The organism is Acidaminobacter sp. JC074 (assembly GCF_022496765.1).
GTDB lineage: Bacteria > Bacillota > Clostridia > Peptostreptococcales > Acidaminobacteraceae > JABXKX01.
Window position 1 is genome coordinate 104,682 of record NZ_VANV01000015.1, and the last position, 18,523, is coordinate 123,204.

Sequence of the window (18,523 nt, forward strand, 5' to 3'; positions counted from 1 at the left end):
GCCCTATTTTAATTTCTTTTTATTAAATTGTAAAAAAGCATTAGACTTGTTTCATCATGGCATGGCCACTGTATGAGCCAATTAAGGCAAGGAGCATGGTACCTGTTAGCACAACTGGCATTATGCCAGTATCTAAGAGCATATTTCCTAAAACTGCAACCAGGAGAAGAACCATCCCTATAATCTTAGTAAACTGAAAGGCCTTATAAGCCGCCTTGTAAATCTGATATTTTTCAGCCTCATCACAAGAATTTAAATACTCTTTATGAAAATTAAACTTAGACGGATCACCTTTAAGACGACTATCGTATGTCTGGATAAGCTTAATTGCCCTAAATTCTATAATGGTTGTAGCTGTCATCGTTACAAAGAAGATAAAAACACTTATCAACATAACCGATAAAGGCATTTCTCTAGAAAAACCAATACCAAAGGTCATGAAATTTAAAATCATAAAAGCCATGTTGAAAGATAAGGCCATATCCAGTGCTTTCTTGCCTCTTTGTTCTATATCAGAAAAATCATCATCATTCGCTTCTTCTAGAGTCATCATTATACGACGCCCTTTAGATAGGAAGCAAAGTGCCGGTACCAGTATTAGGACAATCAAACCAATCATAAAGAAATGTAAGTTATTCATCATAAGACTTTCTATAAACTTACCTAAATCCAAACTACCCTCATCAAACTTTCTTAAAAATATAGAAATGAATACACCAAGTACACCGCCCATACACGCTAATAAAAATGCTCTCAAATATGATTTCTTATTCATTTTGATTCTCCTCATAACTAAATATCTCTTCAACCGACACACCAAATATTTTTGCTAATTTCAAAACTAGAGTTATAGACGGATTGTATTCTCCTCTTTCTATAGAAGAAATGGTCTGTCTAGACACACCAGCCAGTTTCCCTAGCTCCCCTTGGTTGATTCCAAGCTTAGCCCTTTGTACTTTTAAAGTATTATTTAAAGGCATAGATCCTCCTGACAACTTTTCTTGATATTATGACAATTATTCTTGTCATAATAATAACTCTGACAAGTTTACTTGTCAATAGGAAAAATAAAAAACTTTGGCATTCAGCCAAAGATTTTTAAAGGTTTATATGTAACTTTTCAAAATAAAAAGCTTAGACGAATCTAAGCTAAATACTCATTATTTGTTTTCCATACCAAATGTTCTAAAGATCGGTACAAATATTAAAATTGATGTTGCAATCGCAAGTACAGATACATTGGCTAAATCATGGTTGATTAATGCAACAGCGGTTCCACCCATTAAGATAGAAATCACATAAATCATTAAAACGGCTTTTTTTTGGTCTAAACCGATATGAAGCAGTCTATGGTGGAAGTGACCTTTATCCGCACCAAAGATTGGCTTCTTATTAAAGGCTCTTCTGATAATAGCAAAAGCTGTATCAAAAATCGGAAGGCCTAAAGCCAGTACTGGAATAATAAGCGTTAAAGCTGTTGTTCCTTTTAATGTACCTTCAATGGAAATAGCCGCTAAAGCAAATCCTAAGAAATAAGCGCCTGTATCTCCCATAAAGATGCTGGCAGGATTAAAGTTATGTGGTAAGAAACCTAAACTTGATGCTGCAAGCGTTAATGATAAAATAGCTACAGGAATATTACCTGTTGTGTATGATACATATGCAAAAGTACCAGCAGCTATTGTTGCTATACCTGTTGCTAAACCATCTAAACCATCTACTAGGTTGATTGTATTTGTAATACCAACGATCCATATTACTGTAATTGGAATACTCAGGCCATTAAAGAATATATAACCCGAACGTTGGAAGAAGTTTGTTAAAAACTCAATTCTAAAGCCGAACTGTACCAAAACAAGTGCAGCTACAATCTGAATCACCAACTTCAAACTGGCTCTTAAAGGTTTTACATCATCAATCATACCTGTGATAACAAGAATCGTAGAGCCTAAAAAGATACCAACTAGTTTCTTCATTTCTATATCAGAAAACAAAAACATAGCAATGGTAAATGCTGCATATATGGCTAAACCACCCATTCTAGGAATTGGCTTTGTGTGTACACGTCTATCATCTTTTGGCACATCAATGGCGCCTATCTTAATCGCAATTTTCTTGGCAACTGGTGTTAAAAAATAACTCAACACAAATGCCACAGTCATTGGCAATAAATACTTATCCATAAAAGTCTCCTTATACATCCTCACTTTAAGGTCAACTCATTTTATACCTATCATCTCAAAAAAGCAAGTTTTTGATGGCTAAGTAACATAAATGAAACTAATATTTATTAAACTTTCACAATTTCACATAATATTTCTCTATACGTGTCATTTTCAGCCTATTTACGGTTAAATATTCTCATATAGTGTCAAAGACGTCTTTAATGACCATTTCTGTGTTCAAATGTGTCATCATAATAAACCCAGTCGCATACTTCTAATACTCTATAAGAATTCTTTGTATCCCTAATGACAACTGTGTCGATGCCCGCATTGATGATCATCCTTTTACACATCATACAGGCATTGGTCTCTTTAACATAGTTCTCTGTATTTTTATCTTTACCAACTAGATAAAGCGTCCCACCTAACATTTCTTTTCTACTTGCCTGGATGATGGCATTGGCCTCTGCATGGACAGACCTGCAGTGAAGGGCTTCCATATTGTGTTTTTCCTTGTTGCAATAGCCCAGATCAGTGCAATTTTTTTGACCTCTTGGTGCACCTGCATAGCCTGTAGATATTATTTCATCGTTATTAACAATGATGGCACCATAGTTTTTTCTGTTACAGGTTCCTCTTTCAAGAACGGTTTCTGCAATGTCTAAATAATAGTTTTCTTTGTCTTTTCGACTCATATTCTTTCCCCCTTAAATAATCATCTATTTTTATTATAAACCCATAAAGTCAAAAAAAAGTGAAAAATCTCAAGATCCTTCACCTTTTTGTTTATCTTTATTTTTTTATTTAAGTTCTTGTTATTTAGTACCAAATAATCTGTCACCTGCATCACCTAAACCAGGAATGATGTAAGCGTGATCATTTAACTTTTCATCAATAACAGCTACATAGATATCTACATCTGGATGTGCTTCTTGTAAAGCCTTGATACCTTCTGGACAAGAGATTAGACATGCAAACTTGATTTGCTTAGCCCCTCTGTCTTTAATAAACTGAATTGCAGCAATAGCAGAACCGCCAGTTGCAAGCATTGGATCTACAACGATGATTTCTCTTTGCTCTACATCAGTAGGCATTTTACAGTAATACTCTACAGGTTGTAATGTTTCAGGATCTCTATAAAGACCAACGTGACCAATCTTTGCAGATGGAATTAGGTTCATAAAACCATCAACCATACCTAGACCAGCTCTTAAGATTGGAACGATACCAACTTTTTTACCAGCAATAACTTTTGACTTTGTCTTACAGATTGGTGTTTCAATTTCAACTTCTTCTAATGGGAAGTCTCTTGTAACTTCGTAAGCCATTAAAGTCGCAATTTCAGTTGCTACTTCACGGAACTCTTTTGTTCCTGTGTTCTTGTCTCTTAAAATTGTTACCTTGTGTTGAATCAATGGATGATTCATTTCAATTACTTTAGCCATTTTAGATCCTTTCTATTTAAAATATTTATCTTCTACCGCTGTTATCATGTCAACACGTCTATTGTGTCTACCACCTTCAAATTCTGCACCTAACCAAGTGTCAACAATCTTAAGGCCTAAACCCAAACCTACAACTCTTGCACCTAGTGCTAATACATTTGCATTATTATGAAGCTTTGACATCTCTGCACTAAAGACATCGCTAACACATGCACAACGAACACCTTTTACTTTATTAGCCACATATGACATACCAAGACCCGTACCACAAATCAAAATACCTTGCTCTACTTGGCCTTGACTTACTGCTTCAGCAACTTTTAAACCATACTCAGGGTAATCAACAGAATCTGTTGAATGTGTACCGAAATCAACGACTTCTACCCCTTTGTCAGTGACGTACTTTTTAATAGCTTCTTTTAACTCATAACCACCATGGTCACAACCTAATGCAATTTTCATGATTCCCTCCTAGACATTTATAACTTGATAACCTGCCGCTTTATTCAAACGATTCATAATGGCTTTACCCATTCCTACAGTATCATACCCTTCTGCCAGAACAATATCAACCCCTATTTCATCGAATTGTCTTAAAGTCTTAAATAAATTAGAAGCAACCTCTTCTAATGACTCTCTAGAGCCCAAAGAAATGATGTTTTCAGCCTTATATCTGTCTTTTGTTTCGTCAGAACACATAATACCCACAGATGATGTGTGACTATCATGAAGTTCTTGAATCTTTTTTACCATTTCATCTAAAGGACCATTCACAACTGTTACATCTGCTTCTGGTGAGTAATGCGTATACTTCATGCCCGGCGCTCTTGGTTGCACGTTTTCTGACATCTTTTTTTCAAGCGCTGGATCTATTTGAATCTTGCCAATCACAGCTTCAATGTCTTCAACAGTAACCCCACCTGGTCTTAAAAGCATGGGTGGTGATTGAGTCAAATCTAAGATTGTCGATTCTAAACCCACATCTGATTGGTCATAGACAACTATGCCATCCACTCTACCATTTAAATCTTCTATAACATGTTTGCCATCTGTCGGCGATGGCTTGCCTGACAAGTTAGCAGACGGTGCTGCCACAGGTACACCTGCCAGTTGAATCAGTTTCTTTGCAACTGGATGCTTTGGCATACGAATAGACTGTGTATCCAGTCCTGGTGAAACCCGAGCTGCAACCTTACCCTTACTTTTAAAAATCAAAGTAATAGCACCAGGCCAAAAGGCCTGAATCAATTCCTCCTGATATGGCGCGTGTTCAACAAGCTCATCCAATAGACTTAAATCCGCTATATGAACAATCAAAGGATTGTCACTAGGTCTGCCCTTCGCTTCATAAATACCACTCACAGCTTCATCTAAAAGGGCATTGGCCCCAAGTCCATAAACGGTTTCAGTAGGGAAAGCGACTGTACCGCCTTCTTTTAATATTTTAGCAGCTTCAATCAACTGCTCATCATGTTCATCTTTTATTATCCACACTTTAGTATTCTTCATAACTCACCTTCTATATCATTCCTATTTTACAGAGATTTGTTCTTAAAGGCAAGAAAAAACGACACAAGGTCGTTTATTCTTTTGCAAGGCATGATTTACAGACACCCTCCAATACAAGAGAATCATCAAGCATATGATGGAATTGGGTTTCTATGTATGATTTAAATATAGAAAAAGCTTGAATCATCTCCGGGTCATCGTATTGGAAAACTTGCTCACATGTCTTACATACGAACTGTATATGAAAATATTTGCGTGGATGGCGTATTTTATAGAGTTTGCATTTGTCTCTTTTGATGACTTCAACAATTTGAAGTTTTTCGAATATGTCTAAAGTCCTATAGACAGTTGCAATACCAATATCTTTGCACCTAAAGTGCAAAGCATCTGCGCTTATATACTCTGTTATCAATATAAGTTCATTTAAAAGTCGGTTTCTTGCATGGGTCATTTTGTACTCTTTCTGAATCAAACGACTGTAATATGCATACATTAGTGCCCGCCACAGTCTCCAGCGTGTTCATGTTCTTTACAAACCGAGTTGGTAGAAACAAGCTTACCATCTACAAAACCTCTAATCGCATCTTCGATTTGGCCCTGGGCACCAACTACGACTTGAATGCTTTCAGCAGAGAATAACTGCTGGGCTCTTGCACCCATGCCACCTGCAATAATTACATGGATATCATTTTCAGATAAAAACTTTGGTAAGAAACCTGGTTTATGTCCTGGATTTTGTAGAAAAGTGGAACCCATGATTTCTTGACCATTTACCTCATATACTTGAAAACCTTCACAATGTCCAAAATGTCCACTTACTCTATTATCATCTTTTGCTATAGCTACTCTCATATTCTTATCCTTTCTTGTAACAAATCATAAGACTCTTTGATGGCCTTGCCTGCTATGGAATCTTTATACAGACTCACAGGCACCCCCTCATTGATGGCCTTTTTAACTAAACCGTCAAATGGAATCCTACCAATCACTTCTATATCCTTTTCATTACAAACCGCCTCAATTAGGTCTGTGTTTTTCACATTAATATCAAACTTATTAACAATCACATAGGGTTTTACATTGAAATGCTTTACCAGGTCTAAAACACGTTTCATATCTTCTAGACCAGAAAAGGTCGGTTCTGTTACAACTACTGCCACATCTGTATCAGTTATGGATGCAATCACAGAACAACCCACGCCTGGGGATCCATCTAGTAATTGATCCTTATATAGTAGACTCTCTGCCTGCTTTCGCACTTCGGTCACTAACTTACCAGAACCCTCCGCACCTGCATACATTTCAGCATAAGAAAGATGTCCCCTTTCAGTTTGAGACATAATCACCTGGCCAGTGACTTCTTTCTCAAGTTTAATCGCAGAAGCCATACATACATATCTACATGCACCACAACCTTCACATTTCAACTCATTAACAATAGGCTTATCAGCCTTTATAAGTGCCTTAAAACGACAGACTTCTACACAATTTTGACAACCAATACACAAATCTTTATTGATATGCGCCACTTTCGCACCTATAAAGGGGTAATGGGTCTTGTTATTATTTTCAAACATCAAATGAAGATTAGAAGCATCTACATCACAATCCACCTTTACTGTTTGATCATCACTCATGTCTGCATAGCATGCGCCTATAGACGTTTTCCCAGTGCCACCTTTACCACTTATAATGACAATCTTCATGATAACCTCCTTTGGACTGCTCTTGCAATCTCTAAAAAAGTACCATGTAGCTTTTCATCTTCAATGAGCATTTTGCCTTCTGAGTACATCACAGCTGCCTCTTTTGAAAATGGTATCCTACCAAGACATTCAATCTTATCATCTAAAAGGTATTCATCCATAAAACTTGGTCCATCGTAACGATTTATGACGACTCCAAAAGGTATCTTTAATGTTCTGACCAAATCCACAGCCTTCCTTAAATCATGTAAGCCAAACTGAGTTGGTTCTGTTACCAAAACTGCAAAATCAGCATCTTCACATGCTTTAACCACTGAACATGATACACCTGGTGGGGCATCAAGAATTCTATTCTTATAATCTTTGGTAATTGATTTTAATTTAGAGATTATTGGACCACCCATAGGTTCTTTTAAATTTAATAGACCCATGCCAAAATCATCACTTGTCTTCACAAGTCCAATCGGCCTCTCAATTTCTCTTATTGCATCCACGGGACATGCCAGTTTACAAGCACCACAACCATGACATAAGTCTTCAAATAACATCATGCGGTCCAACATGCTCACAATGGCATTGTATTCACAAGCCTCAACGCACTTGCCACAAAATGTACAAGCATCTGTAAATTCGGGGTTTAACAGACACACTTCATGTGTATTGGTATGGTCAGGTTTTAGAAATATATAGCCATTTGGTTCTTCTACATCACAATCGATATAGGCATAATCCATCACTTGTGACAGATTGGTTGAAACCGTTGTTTTTCCAGTGCCACCCTTTCCACTTAAGATTACAATATCCATTATCTATAAGGTCCATCTATTGTTTCATATGTATGCGTTTCAAAACGATTGACTGCATCTTCTAATGTCATGCCATGACACTTATAGAGTTTCATACCACTTTCAGCAAGCACTCTATATGCCTTTGGGCCTAGTCTCTCTGTTAAAAGCACGTCCGCCTTTAAATCAAGCACCGCCTGTGCAGCAGCAATACCTGCTCCTTGACTACTTTCAGCACCCTTGTTCTCAACAAACTCAAAAGTCTTTGAAACATCGTCGTAAACTGCAAAGTAATTACAACGACCAAATCTAACATCTACAAGATCATTCTTATTATGACCTTGACTACTTAATACCAACTTCATAATATCACTCCTTTTTAATATGGCATATGCTAATTTCATTATAATACTAAAAAAACATATGTCAATAGCATATGCCAATAATTATTAGGTAAAAAAAAACGTATCCGAAGATACGTTTGTATTTAAGCAACTTGTGATTCTTTTTTCATTTCTTTCGAGAATGCCATCTTTAAAAGCGATGGCGTAACAATTGTTGTTACGAGTACCATTAAGATAACTGCTGCCAGTTCTTTATCACCAATAACATTCATCTTAACACCTAGTGTTGCAATAATGATGGCCACTTCGGCTCTTGGTATCATACCAATACCAATTTGAAGGGCTTTCTCTTTGGAGAAGCCAGATAATCTAGCACCAACACCACAACCAATCAACTTACCAAGTACTGCCAAGATAATAAAGATTGTACCTAGTCCAAGAGCAGAAGCTGCAGCCTTTAAATCTACGCCCATACCAATGGAAACAAAGAATACCGGTGTAAACAAGGCAGAAGCAATCTTGTTGATCTCATGTGATACCTTATGTCTATGTGGTGTCATTGAGAACATAACACCTGCAAAATACGATCCAGTAATAGCAGCTACACCTAATTCCTCTGATAAGAAGGCAAGTGCAAAGCATACAATAATCGCATATGTTACTATTTTAGTTTCTAGATTATATCTGCCTAAACAGTACTGGCTTAGTTTTGTTAAACCATAACCTGCTAAGGCAGCTATACCGAAGAACATACCAATGTTTAAAAGTGTTTTACCAATGCTCATACCTTCTGTAGGTTGAACAGCAGCTACAACAAAAGTTAATAAAATGATACCTGCTATATCATCTATAATTGCAGCGCCAAGGATACTGATACCTTGTTTGGTTCTTAACTGGTTCATCTCACGAAGTGTTTGAACCGAAATACTCACAGATGTAGCTGTAGAAATAACACCCATAAATAGAGCCATAGAAAGATTTTCAGGATTGATGAAATACATACCGCCAAATACCAAGATACCAGGCATTAACACACCACCCAAGGCAATCATGGAAGATGACTTACCTGATTCAATTAACTCATTAACATCTGTCTCAAGACCTGCTATAAACATTAAAAAAATGACGCCTATTTGAGCAATATTATCTATAAACTCTATCTTCTCAATAGATAATAATCCTAAAACAATCCCCACTATAATTTGTCCTAACACAGCTGGTTGACCCAACTTTTTTGACACAAAACCACCAAAAGTAGCCGCTGCTAGTATAATACTCAACTGCACTAAGAAATCCAAATTTGAATGCATGGTATACCCCCGAATTTATATTACTTATACAGAGTGTCTTACAACGAAACGACTGATGATTCATATGCGCTCTATTAAATTACAGTTGCAATTATACGCCTTTTTTCAAGTCATTTCAAGGACTTTTTTTATGTAAAACGTTTTCTCAAATCACTATGGTGCATACCTGTATACAGTAAGTACAACCCTAACTAAATAATATAAAAAAACGTTGAAATTTCAACGTTTCTAAATTAATACATCGTTATTTTTTTATCAATTTAATTTGCAAATCTAACTAACTTTTCAACTTTTTTAAGACAAAACAGACCCCTGGGAATCTAAATTCTAAATATTCCAAATCGTCATTCATTATCTAAGCACTGTCTGAAAGTTTCATCTAACATATTATATTCTCTTACGGTTTTACTTTCATGATCGACAACCACTTGTCTTTTCTTATCACCTACCTGAATTAGGTAAGTTGAAAAAACATCCCCTTCAGAAATAGAAATAATCTCATAAGGCTCATTTATATAATTTGATAAAAGTCTTTCTGAATTATCCCTTAAAAGATATACAGAAAATCCAATCACCACAACTAGTAAAAAAACTAAGACAATTTTTTTCATACAAACCTCCAAGTTCTTTATACCCCAAAAAAAGCCTTCTATACGCATATAGAAGGCATTATTTTTAATCTTCACCAAGTGTCTTTAATAAGATTGCCTGGTTATGTGTAATGATGGCATCGATCATTTCATCAATTTCACCATTCATATATGAATCTAATTTGTAAAGTGTTAACGGAATTCTGTGATCAGTGATTCTACCCTGTGGGAAGTTATAAGTTCTGATCTTAGCAGATCTGTCACCTGTACCAACTTGATTTTTTCTTTCTTCAGCGATTTCTGCCTGTTGCTCAGACAAAATCTTATCATAAAGTCTTGCCTTTAATACTTGTAAGGCCTTTTCCTTGTTAGATAACTGCGACTTACCATCCTGACATGAAACAACCATACCTGTCGGTAAATGCGTGATTCTAACAGCTGAATCTGTTGTATTTACAGACTGACCACCATTACCTGATGATCTAAATACATCGATTCTTAAATCATTTTGATTGATTTCAATTTCAACATCTTCAGCCTCAGGCATAATCGCAACTGTCGCTGTTGAAGTATGAATTCTACCACCTGACTCGGTTTTAGGAATTCTTTGTACCCTGTGTACACCCGACTCATACTTGAGTCTAGAATAAGCACCCTTACCTTTGATCATAAATGATGCTTCCTTGATACCACCTACGCCAGTTTCATTAGAATCAAGCATCTCTACTTTCCATCTTCTGCTTTCTGCGTAACGGATATAAAGTCTCATAAGCTCCGCTGCAAATAAACCTGCTTCATCACCACCGGCACCTGCACGAAGTTCAACAATAATATCTTTGTCATCATTAGGATCCTTAGGAAGCAGTAAAATTCTTAACTCATCTTCTAAGCCAGGTACTCTTTCCTGAAGCTCTGACAACTCCATCTTTGCCATTTCAACAAACTCTGGGTCATCACCTTCAGCAATGATTTCTTTAGATTCATTGATACCTTCAATTATCTCTTTGTATTCTCTATACTTTTCTACAATCGGCGTGATATCAGAATACTCTTTTGATAATTTCATCCACTGTTTCTGATCTGAAATGACTTCCGGATCAGCGATTTTATGACTTAGACTCTCGTACTTTTCTTCAATAAAATCTAGTTTTTCAAACATTTCTTACACCTATTACCTTTCATAACGTGCCAGTACAACACGTTCAATACCACTTAAATCTTGATGTATCTCTACATCTATAAAGCCCGCTTCTATCAGCAATGCTTCTATCACTCTACTTTGATCATGACCTACTTCAAAGGCAAGTAAGCCATGATTGTTCAAATATTTAGGACTTTCCTTAATGATCCTTCTATAAAAATCATACCCGTCCTGACCACCATCTAACGCAATTTTCGGTTCATGAAACAATTCTTTTTGTAAGCCGTCTATTACTTCAGTTGGAATATATGGTGGATTTGAAACAATCACATCAAAGGTTTCATCAATATTTTCAAATACATCACTTTTTACATACTTAACTCGGTCCTTTACATTCAATGCCTCAGCATTTTTTTTAGCAATCTTAATGGCATCTTCTGATATGTCCACTGTTGTACAGTGGATACTCTCAAGATAATGACACAAGGAAATATGAATTGCACCTGAACCTGTTCCTATATCTAAAACTGTTTGATACCCGCTCGATTTAATTTTCTCTATGACCTTTGTCACAAGATTTTCTGTATCACTTCGAGGTATCAAAACACCAGGTGCTACATAAAAGTCTAATCCCATAAAGGCTTGCTGGCCCACTATATATTGAAGGGGTTCTCCAGCAAATCGCCTTTTTAATACGGCTTCATACTTTTCTATTTCAGCATCTGATAAATCTTTATCCTTATTCATAAAGATATAAAGACTATCTTTGTCTAAAACAAACTCTAAAAGAAGCTTGGCATCTATCAGATAGTCTTCAGTTGCTTCTTTGAGTTTTTCTTCACCGTATTTTAATATATCATTAATTGATTTCATTTTCCAGTGTTTCCTGTTCATCTAAAACAGCCTTTAAAGCTGTAATAGCTACTTCTAATTGCCCGTCATCAGGTTCTGCAGTTGTAATCTTTTGAAACATCATACCAGGCCAAGAGATGATCTTTACAATAAAGTTATCATGTTTACCTGCATATTGAATCAACTCATATGCAATACCTGCCACTAAAGGCATAAATATTAGTTTTAAAAACGATCTATACAGTGGGTTTCCAAAGTTCCCTAGAAAAGAGAAGATAACCACACTGAGTAATACAACAATCAGTAGAAAAGACGTTCCGCATCTTGGATGCAGTCTTGTATACTTCTTAGCATTTTCTGGTGTTAACTCTTCACCAGCTTCAAAGCATCTGATGGTCTTATGCTCAGCACCATGATACTCAAATACTCTTCTGATTTCTTTCATTCTAGAGATTAAAACGATGTAAGCCAAGAACAAGGTAAACTTGAAAATACCTTCTACCAAACTCAATAATAAATCATTATGAATATATGAACTCAAAATCGAACTTACACCAGCAGGTAATACTAAAAAGAATAAGACCGTTATTACAAGTGCAAATACCATGGAGATTAAAACATAAATACTGTCTGCCTTGTCTCCAAACTTATCTTCAATCCATAAATCGAATTTACCTTTTTCCGTTGAACCATCATCAAAGAACTCTGCTGAATAGTTAAGAGCCTTGATACCTATAATCATAGATGCTATAAAACCAAAGATACCTCTTAAAATTGGAATCTTAGAAAAACTTGTTAAAAAGCTCTTTTTTATTGGATCTACTTTTGTTATTAACTCACCATCAGATTTTCTGACAGTTATGGCAATCTTATCTTTGCCACGCATCATAATACCCTCTATTAAGGCTTGACCACCTATAGAAGTGTATTTTGATTTTTCTTTAGCCATACTTACTCACCTCGATATTCAAAATAGCATGATGTACATAATGACTGGTATTCTACATGATTTTCACCATCAATGGCTACCTGCTCTCCTTCGAAAACATACTTGCCATTCACTTTTCTTCCATTCAATGTAGCTTTCCTACCACATGTACATATGGTTTTCAACTCTTCAATTGTATGAGCAATCAATAGAAGACGTTGAGAACCTTCAAATCCATTCATCAAGAAATCGGTTCTTAAACCGTAACAGATAACTGGTATATTTAATGTAACAGCGACCTTTAACATTTGATCAATATGGTATGACCTAAAAAATTGTACTTCATCGACCAACAAGCAATCAATTTTTTTGTTTTCCTTTTGATAAAGATCTATCATCTCGAAAACATCGTCATCATTACCAACTAAGAAATCTACTGGCTTATCAATACCGAGTCTAGAAACCACCTTGTTGTCACCTTTTGTATCAACCATAGGTTTCATGATCACGGCATTCATACCACGCTCGTAATAGTTGTATCCAACTTGCATAATTGCAGTAGACTTACCACAGTTCATTGCACCATATCTAAAATATAATTTCGCCATCTTAACCCCTCACTCATATTTTTTATACACGTACCTATCATAGCATAAATCTGACCGCTTTAAAACAGGTGGCTTTTTCCTTTAGACATAATTAAGAAAAAGTAGCCAAGAAGGCTACAGTAATTTTCTATCTTTTATTTGCTTTTTAAACAAGCCTCGAATAAGGGCTTCTTTTTTATTGTCTTTGATGCCTAGATACTTGGCAACCATCACAGTCTTTTCACTAAAATCAAAAAACTGCATAAGCTTGGTTTCAATCTCCACAAACTCATTAAACTCATCAACTCTAAGATGGATTGGTACCGTCAGCATCTCACGACGTTTTTCAAGAACTTCATCCTTGTATTTCTTTGCTACCTCCATCACCAAAGAGCTAGAACCAATTTTAATAACTTCAGCATCCCAGCGATGTCCCCTATTGTAATACATAGAAGTCTTCATGCGCCAAGGCAAGGCAAACTGCTCTTCTAAAGGTTCAAACTTAAAGCTGCCTATCATCAGTTGTTCACCAATGACTCTATCTATATGGATGTTGTATTCATAGATATCATTTAAATAGTAGAAGCAAATCTTAGCCCCGTCCACTTTCTTAATGTCATAATCAAAAGTTTGATTCAAGAAGAACTTACCCTTGTTCTTTTGCATGATCATAGAACCTGTCAGGGTAACAATTTCATCCATATTGTCATGGAAAAACATCAATGCCACATTGTGTATGTAATTTGAACCAACAACTGATTCAATGTCATAACGGTTTCTAGTTTCTTTTAATACATCGATCATATAAGGTACCAGCTTAGGATCAAAGTGAGTGCCTTTACAAGTTTCAAGTTCCTTGATTACATGATTTCTTGTCATCTGCTTCTTATAGGGTCTTGGCGTTAACATGGCATCTACAGCATCCGCCATTAATAGAATGCGTGATAAGAAAGGAATTTCTTCACCCTTTAAACCATCAGGATAACCTGAGCCGTCATATTTTTCATGATGGCATTTAATGATTTCTGGTACATCTCTTAAAAGAGGTAAGTTTGAAATCTCAGCCTTGGCCATATCTGCACTTGATCCAGCGTGTGACTTAATCATCTCGTATTCTCTATATGTATACTTCTTCTTGTTATTAATGACATCATCTGGTACATAAAGTTTACCGATATCATGCAGAAGTGCTGCAACATAAACTTTGACACCATCCAATACACTCAAGTGAAGTTTTTTAGCCATCTTTAAACATAAGTTGGCAACATTTGTCGTATGAAAAGGCATATTCTTATCTTTAACAGAAAGGATCTCCATATAAGAGTTAACTGAATAAAAGAGTCTGTTATAAACCGCATACTTCTGACACATCATCTCAATGGTATTTTTTAACAGCAGCATATTGACGGAGTTGTTTAAAGAAGAAATCACTTCAGATTGTTTTTCAGGGGCTACAGACATATAAATAAGACCCATGATGTCTTCATTGTTGTTATAAACAACCAAAACAAATTCAAAGTCTGTTTCACTGGTCTTATGCTCTTTCTTTAAAGGACATAACAAGACCCTATCGCTCAAGGTCAGGTGTCTGTACTTTCTAAAATCTTCACTGATAGCCATGTCCTTTAAGGCCTTCATATACTCGATGTCCATCTGCATAAAAAACTCACCCGTATCAGGACTGATCAAAACTGAAGACATCAACTTAACCAAATCTTCATCGACAAGTACATCAATAACTTCTAAAAATACTTTGTTAAAGGATTCTATTTCACTTAATATAATATTTGATACCATTTTATACCTCATCATACGTTTTCTTTCATTATACATAATAGCCAACGAATTGTCATAAAAGTCTGATAATAATGAACAATATCCATATACTGTTAACTAAAAAAAAGGACCAACAAAAGTTGATCCTAAATCTTATTTTTCTGGATATTCAGCTGCAACGATTTCTAGTGCCTCTTCAATTGCCTTTAAAGAAGCATCGATATCTGCATCTGTATGTCTATATGCGATATAACCATGATGATATGGTTGAATGAACAAGCCACGTCTGATTGTTTCTGTAAAGAATCTTGTTCTTCTTTCTTTGTAATCCACACATTTATCAAATGTGATGTATGGCATTGGTGGAATGCCTGATACTGTTGCTGGAACATCATACTTCTTAATAAGACGTTCACACTCAACTAAGAATCTTTCACCCTTCTTGTAAATGTCATCAATAACATTTTCTCTTTCAAGGATTTCGATACACTTAAGTGCAGCAACCATTTCTAATGAGTTAGGGAAGAATGTTGAAGATACAAAAACCTTAGACTCTAACACATCCATAATTTCAGCTTTACCAACGCAAGCAGAGATTGGGTAACCATTTGCCATAGCCTTACCAAATACAGCTAAGTCTGGTGTTACGCCATAACGCTCTTGAGCACCACCCATAGATACTCTGAAACCAGTTCTGATTTCATCAAATACTAATACAACATCATACTTGTCAGCTAACGCTCTAACACCTTCAAGGTAACCTTCCGGTGGTGCAACAACTGGCTTAGCAAGAGGATGACCTACTGGTGTAACAATGATACATGCTACATCGCCATCATGCTCTTTTAACAGAGTTTCAAGACTTTCTAAATCACCATACTCAAACTCTTTAGTCATATCTAAAGTCTTTTGAGGTACACCGCCATGACCTTCAACACACCAGTCATGCCATCCATGGTAACCACATCTTAAAACTAAGTTTCTGTCAGTGTAACCACGGGCAATTCTTACTGCCATTGTTGTTACATCTGAACCTGTTTTAGCAAGTACAACTTTTTCAGCACATGGAATTAAATCGATTAATTTCTTCTCTAATTCATTCTGTACTTCCTGTACCATTGTAAAGCAAAAACCTTTGTCCATTTGAGCTTTAACAGCATCGTTGATCTCTGGTTCATGATAACCTAAGATAATTGGACCATATGCACAAAGCATATCGATGTAGTCATTGCCATCTACGTCTACGATATGGCCATCGTATCCTCTTTCAATAAATACAGGGTATTCACCATCGATAAAGTTATAAGGTCTTCTGATACCTAATAAACCACCTGGTGATAACTTCTTAGCTTCTTCATATAAAGCCATTGATTTTTCCAAATTTAATTTTGGCATTTGTTTCATGTTCTTACCTCCATTTTATATGCCTTGCCTGACATACACTCCATTTTGATTATCCCGGTTATTGAATTGTACCAAAACGAGTTTGAATATGAACACTTCACAACTATCATACACAATTAAGCAAAAAAAAACAATAAATTCTTCAGACAAAGTGCCTGAAGAAGCCTCTTAAACTGCTTTTTTGCAATAGAAAACCGAGACATATGTCTCGGTAAACATTTTTTTCTTATAAACCGTACTTTTGCTTGAATTTCTCAGCTCTACCACCACGATCTAACGATTTTTGTGATCCAGTGTAGAACGGATGACACTTAGCACATACTTCAAGTCTGATTTCATCTTTAGTAGATCTTGTTTCAAATGTGTTACCACATGAACAATGTACTTCTACAGTCTTGTAATCTGGATGAATGCCTGCTCTCATTTAATTCACCTCTTTCTTTTTAAAATTCTTTATACTAATGAATTTCTTATCCATCATTTTTTCCATAAGCTATAATAGTATACCACAATTTATATTATAGCGCAAACCTTTTGTTAACATAGATATTATACATCATCACAAGTTAAAGTCAACTACTTTTTCTTATTTGCATCAACAAAAGCCTTGTTATTCTTTGTAGAAACTATTTTAGACATGATGGCTTCAGTCATATTGGAATCTCTTCCAGTTGAATAGGATCTTCTAAAGTCTCTCATAATATCCAGTTCTTCTTTACTCAATAGAAGTTCTTCTCTTCTTGTGCCTGACTTATTGACATCGATGGCTGGGAAAATTCTTCTTTCAGAAAGTTTTCTAGACAAGGTCAGTTCCATGTTACCTGTACCCTTGAACTCCTCAAAGATAACATCATCCATTCTTGAACCCGTTTCAATTAAAGCAGTCGCTAAAATCGTTAAGGAACCACCCTCTTCTACATTTCTAGCCGCTCCTAAAAATCTCTTTGGCTTATGAAGGGCTGCTGGGTCAAGACCACCTGTTAAAGTACGACCACTTGTAGGAATGACAAGGTTGTAAGCTCTAGCAAGTCTAGTGATAGAATCAAGTAAGATAACAACATCTTTCTTTTGTTCTACCAAAGCCTTTGCACGACTGATAACCATTTCAGCCACCTTAATATGGTGTGAAGGTAATTGGTCAAATGTCGAGTAAATAACATCTGCATCAATAGACCTTTGCATCTCTGTCACTTCTTCAGGTCTTTCATCAATTAAAAGTACAATCAGTTCAACTTCTGGATACTCTTTTGTAATTTGCTTGGCAATCTTCTGTAAAAGAATTGTTTTACCGGCTTTGGGCGGCGCAACAATCAAACCACGCTGGCCTTTACCAATAGGAGATACCAAGTCAATGATACGCATAGCAACGTCCTTTGAATCACCCTCAAGAATAAATCTTTCATCTGGATACATTGGCGTTAGTTTATCAAATCTCGCTCTGTTAGATGCCATATCAGGTGGCATTTGATTGATTTTTGTTACCCTAACAAGGGCTCTAAACTTCTCACCACGTTTTGGCCTTCTAACTTTCCCCTGTACCTTATCACCTGTTCGCATTCTAAATCTTCTGATTTGAGATGGTGATACATAAACATCAAGCTCACTTGTTAAAAAGTTTGAAAATCTTAAAAATCCAAATCCTGAGTCAGAGATTTCTAGTACACCTTCCGCTTCATCTTGTTCTAAGATCTCACGGTTGTCATCTTCTTCTAAATCAAACTTGATTTCCTTTTCCGCAGGCGCTTTCACGACGGGTTGAGGTTTTTCTTCTCTTTCTACAGGCTTAGTTTCTTCTTTGGTCATGTTGCCATCAATGATCAAGTCAATCAGCTGAGCCTTGTTGTATTTAGAGACATTTTTCATGCCCATGGCCTTTGCAATGGCTTTGACATCTAGAAGTGTCTTATCTTTCAATTTGTTAATATCCAATTTATTCTCCTTAGTTTTCTTTTGTTGTAAATGATGATAAAATGTATGCATA

The 18,523-nt window shown here is 36.0% G+C and carries 22 protein-coding genes; all 22 read right to left on the reverse strand.

Going from position 1 to position 18,523, the window contains the following annotated elements; translation table 11 throughout:
• Nucleotides 1-40 precede the first annotated feature (40 nt).
• The gene (locus tag EZV73_RS17395; RefSeq protein WP_240841682.1) at nucleotides 41-775 is read right to left on the reverse strand and encodes a DUF3169 family protein; all 735 of its coding nucleotides are present in this window, start codon (nucleotides 773-775) and stop codon (nucleotides 41-43) included.
• Complete coding sequence (locus EZV73_RS17400) at nucleotides 768-980, reverse strand: helix-turn-helix transcriptional regulator (protein WP_240841683.1); 213 nt, start codon at nucleotides 978-980, stop codon at nucleotides 768-770. Before EZV73_RS17400 ends, EZV73_RS17395 begins: the two co-directional genes overlap by 8 nt.
• Before the next feature lie 180 nt (nucleotides 981-1,160).
• Complete coding sequence (locus tag EZV73_RS17405) at nucleotides 1,161-2,183, reverse strand: MraY family glycosyltransferase (RefSeq protein ID WP_240841684.1); 1,023 nt, start codon at nucleotides 2,181-2,183, stop codon at nucleotides 1,161-1,163.
• Between the two features lie 200 nt (nucleotides 2,184-2,383).
• The gene (locus EZV73_RS17410) at nucleotides 2,384-2,860 is read right to left on the reverse strand and encodes a deaminase (protein WP_240841685.1); all 477 of its coding nucleotides are present in this window, start codon (nucleotides 2,858-2,860) and stop codon (nucleotides 2,384-2,386) included.
• A 120-nt stretch (nucleotides 2,861-2,980) separates the two neighbouring features.
• Nucleotides 2,981-3,610: a uracil phosphoribosyltransferase gene (gene upp / locus EZV73_RS17415; protein ID WP_240841686.1), complete on the reverse strand. Its 630-nt coding sequence runs from the start codon at nucleotides 3,608-3,610 to the stop codon at nucleotides 2,981-2,983.
• Between the two features lie 12 nt (nucleotides 3,611-3,622).
• Complete coding sequence (rpiB, locus tag EZV73_RS17420; RefSeq protein WP_255813646.1) at nucleotides 3,623-4,072, reverse strand: ribose 5-phosphate isomerase B; 450 nt, start codon at nucleotides 4,070-4,072, stop codon at nucleotides 3,623-3,625.
• Nucleotides 4,073-4,081: 9 nt separating this feature from the next.
• Entirely contained in the window at nucleotides 4,082-5,119 is a 1,038-nt protein-coding gene (locus tag EZV73_RS17425; protein WP_240841687.1) for an L-threonylcarbamoyladenylate synthase, read from the reverse strand.
• A 73-nt stretch (nucleotides 5,120-5,192) separates the two neighbouring features.
• Nucleotides 5,193-5,612, reverse strand: coding sequence for a Fur family transcriptional regulator (locus EZV73_RS17430; RefSeq protein WP_240841688.1), 420 nt, complete (start codon nucleotides 5,610-5,612; stop codon nucleotides 5,193-5,195).
• A complete protein-coding gene (locus EZV73_RS17435) occupies nucleotides 5,612-5,971 on the reverse strand; it encodes a NifB/NifX family molybdenum-iron cluster-binding protein (protein ID WP_240841689.1) in 360 nt (119 codons plus the stop codon). The genes EZV73_RS17430 and EZV73_RS17435 overlap by 1 nt, the downstream gene beginning before the upstream one ends.
• Entirely contained in the window at nucleotides 5,968-6,825 is an 858-nt protein-coding gene (locus tag EZV73_RS17440; protein ID WP_240841690.1) for an ATP-binding protein, read from the reverse strand. The genes EZV73_RS17435 and EZV73_RS17440 overlap by 4 nt, the downstream gene beginning before the upstream one ends.
• On the reverse strand, nucleotides 6,822-7,631 hold the full coding sequence (locus EZV73_RS17445) for a 4Fe-4S binding protein (protein ID WP_240841691.1): 810 nt from the start codon (nucleotides 7,629-7,631) through the stop codon (nucleotides 6,822-6,824). Before EZV73_RS17445 ends, EZV73_RS17440 begins: the two co-directional genes overlap by 4 nt.
• On the reverse strand, nucleotides 7,631-7,975 hold the full coding sequence (locus EZV73_RS17450; protein WP_240841692.1) for a NifB/NifX family molybdenum-iron cluster-binding protein: 345 nt from the start codon (nucleotides 7,973-7,975) through the stop codon (nucleotides 7,631-7,633). Before EZV73_RS17450 ends, EZV73_RS17445 begins: the two co-directional genes overlap by 1 nt.
• Before the next feature lie 122 nt (nucleotides 7,976-8,097).
• Nucleotides 8,098-9,264, reverse strand: coding sequence for a cation:proton antiporter (locus EZV73_RS17455; protein ID WP_240841693.1), 1,167 nt, complete (start codon nucleotides 9,262-9,264; stop codon nucleotides 8,098-8,100).
• Between the two features lie 344 nt (nucleotides 9,265-9,608).
• Nucleotides 9,609-9,875, reverse strand: coding sequence for a hypothetical protein (locus tag EZV73_RS17460; protein ID WP_240841694.1), 267 nt, complete (start codon nucleotides 9,873-9,875; stop codon nucleotides 9,609-9,611).
• A gap of 64 nt (nucleotides 9,876-9,939) precedes the next feature.
• Nucleotides 9,940-11,013: a peptide chain release factor 1 gene (prfA, locus tag EZV73_RS17465; RefSeq protein WP_240841695.1), complete on the reverse strand. Its 1,074-nt coding sequence runs from the start codon at nucleotides 11,011-11,013 to the stop codon at nucleotides 9,940-9,942.
• A gap of 12 nt (nucleotides 11,014-11,025) precedes the next feature.
• Nucleotides 11,026-11,868 carry a peptide chain release factor N(5)-glutamine methyltransferase gene (prmC, locus tag EZV73_RS17470; RefSeq protein ID WP_240841696.1) on the reverse strand — a complete coding sequence of 281 codons (843 nt, stop codon included), beginning with the start codon at nucleotides 11,866-11,868 and terminating at the stop codon, nucleotides 11,026-11,028.
• On the reverse strand, nucleotides 11,855-12,796 hold the full coding sequence (locus EZV73_RS17475; RefSeq protein WP_240841697.1) for a DUF1385 domain-containing protein: 942 nt from the start codon (nucleotides 12,794-12,796) through the stop codon (nucleotides 11,855-11,857). Before EZV73_RS17475 ends, prmC begins: the two co-directional genes overlap by 14 nt.
• 2 nt (nucleotides 12,797-12,798) lie before the next feature.
• Nucleotides 12,799-13,383: a thymidine kinase gene (locus tag EZV73_RS17480; RefSeq protein ID WP_240841698.1), complete on the reverse strand. Its 585-nt coding sequence runs from the start codon at nucleotides 13,381-13,383 to the stop codon at nucleotides 12,799-12,801.
• Between the two features lie 114 nt (nucleotides 13,384-13,497).
• Nucleotides 13,498-15,159, reverse strand: a complete 1,662-nt coding sequence (locus EZV73_RS17485) for an HD-GYP domain-containing protein (RefSeq protein ID WP_240841699.1) — start codon at nucleotides 15,157-15,159, stop codon at nucleotides 13,498-13,500.
• Nucleotides 15,160-15,291: 132 nt separating this feature from the next.
• Nucleotides 15,292-16,542 (reverse strand): aspartate aminotransferase family protein, encoded by a 1,251-nt coding sequence (locus EZV73_RS17490; protein ID WP_240841700.1) that lies wholly within the window; start codon nucleotides 16,540-16,542, stop codon nucleotides 15,292-15,294.
• 226 nt (nucleotides 16,543-16,768) lie between these two features.
• A complete protein-coding gene (gene rpmE, locus EZV73_RS17495) occupies nucleotides 16,769-16,966 on the reverse strand; it encodes a 50S ribosomal protein L31 (RefSeq protein ID WP_240841701.1) in 198 nt (65 codons plus the stop codon).
• A 152-nt stretch (nucleotides 16,967-17,118) separates the two neighbouring features.
• Nucleotides 17,119-18,522 carry a transcription termination factor Rho gene (rho, locus tag EZV73_RS17500; protein WP_334303301.1) on the reverse strand — a complete coding sequence of 468 codons (1,404 nt, stop codon included), beginning with the start codon at nucleotides 18,520-18,522 and terminating at the stop codon, nucleotides 17,119-17,121.
• Nucleotide 18,523 lies beyond the last annotated feature (1 nt).

Excerpts from the sequence above, each read along its gene's own strand:
- EZV73_RS17395 (WP_240841682.1), bottom strand. The coding sequence starts at position 775 with ATGAATAAGAAATCATATTTGAGAGCATTTTTATTAGCGTGTATGGGC.
- EZV73_RS17490 (WP_240841700.1), bottom strand. The coding sequence starts at position 16,542 with ATGAAACAAATGCCAAAATTAAATTTGGAAAAATCAATGGCTTTATAT.
- EZV73_RS17435 (WP_240841689.1), bottom strand. The coding sequence starts at position 5,971 with ATGAGAGTAGCTATAGCAAAAGATGATAATAGAGTAAGTGGACATTTT.
- EZV73_RS17445 (WP_240841691.1), bottom strand. The coding sequence starts at position 7,631 with ATGGATATTGTAATCTTAAGTGGAAAGGGTGGCACTGGAAAAACAACG.
- EZV73_RS17430 (WP_240841688.1), bottom strand. The coding sequence starts at position 5,612 with ATGTATGCATATTACAGTCGTTTGATTCAGAAAGAGTACAAAATGACC.
- EZV73_RS17475 (WP_240841697.1), bottom strand. The coding sequence starts at position 12,796 with ATGGCTAAAGAAAAATCAAAATACACTTCTATAGGTGGTCAAGCCTTA.
- EZV73_RS17440 (WP_240841690.1), bottom strand. The coding sequence starts at position 6,825 with ATGAAGATTGTCATTATAAGTGGTAAAGGTGGCACTGGGAAAACGTCT.
- rho (WP_334303301.1), bottom strand. The coding sequence starts at position 18,522 with ATGCATACATTTTATCATCATTTACAACAAAAGAAAACTAAGGAGAAT.
- upp (WP_240841686.1), bottom strand. The coding sequence starts at position 3,610 with ATGGCTAAAGTAATTGAAATGAATCATCCATTGATTCAACACAAGGTA.
- EZV73_RS17400 (WP_240841683.1), bottom strand. The coding sequence starts at position 980 with ATGCCTTTAAATAATACTTTAAAAGTACAAAGGGCTAAGCTTGGAATC.
- prfA (WP_240841695.1), bottom strand. The coding sequence starts at position 11,013 with ATGTTTGAAAAACTAGATTTTATTGAAGAAAAGTACGAGAGTCTAAGT.
- EZV73_RS17485 (WP_240841699.1), bottom strand. The coding sequence starts at position 15,159 with ATGGTATCAAATATTATATTAAGTGAAATAGAATCCTTTAACAAAGTA.
- rpiB (WP_255813646.1), bottom strand. The coding sequence starts at position 4,072 with ATGAAAATTGCATTAGGTTGTGACCATGGTGGTTATGAGTTAAAAGAA.
- EZV73_RS17425 (WP_240841687.1), bottom strand. The coding sequence starts at position 5,119 with ATGAAGAATACTAAAGTGTGGATAATAAAAGATGAACATGATGAGCAG.
- EZV73_RS17410 (WP_240841685.1), bottom strand. The coding sequence starts at position 2,860 with ATGAGTCGAAAAGACAAAGAAAACTATTATTTAGACATTGCAGAAACC.
- EZV73_RS17405 (WP_240841684.1), bottom strand. The coding sequence starts at position 2,183 with ATGGATAAGTATTTATTGCCAATGACTGTGGCATTTGTGTTGAGTTAT.
- EZV73_RS17480 (WP_240841698.1), bottom strand. The coding sequence starts at position 13,383 with ATGGCGAAATTATATTTTAGATATGGTGCAATGAACTGTGGTAAGTCT.
- prmC (WP_240841696.1), bottom strand. The coding sequence starts at position 11,868 with ATGAAATCAATTAATGATATATTAAAATACGGTGAAGAAAAACTCAAA.
- EZV73_RS17460 (WP_240841694.1), bottom strand. The coding sequence starts at position 9,875 with ATGAAAAAAATTGTCTTAGTTTTTTTACTAGTTGTGGTGATTGGATTT.
- EZV73_RS17450 (WP_240841692.1), bottom strand. The coding sequence starts at position 7,975 with ATGAAGTTGGTATTAAGTAGTCAAGGTCATAATAAGAATGATCTTGTA.
- EZV73_RS17455 (WP_240841693.1), bottom strand. The coding sequence starts at position 9,264 with ATGCATTCAAATTTGGATTTCTTAGTGCAGTTGAGTATTATACTAGCA.
- rpmE (WP_240841701.1), bottom strand. The coding sequence starts at position 16,966 with ATGAGAGCAGGCATTCATCCAGATTACAAGACTGTAGAAGTACATTGT.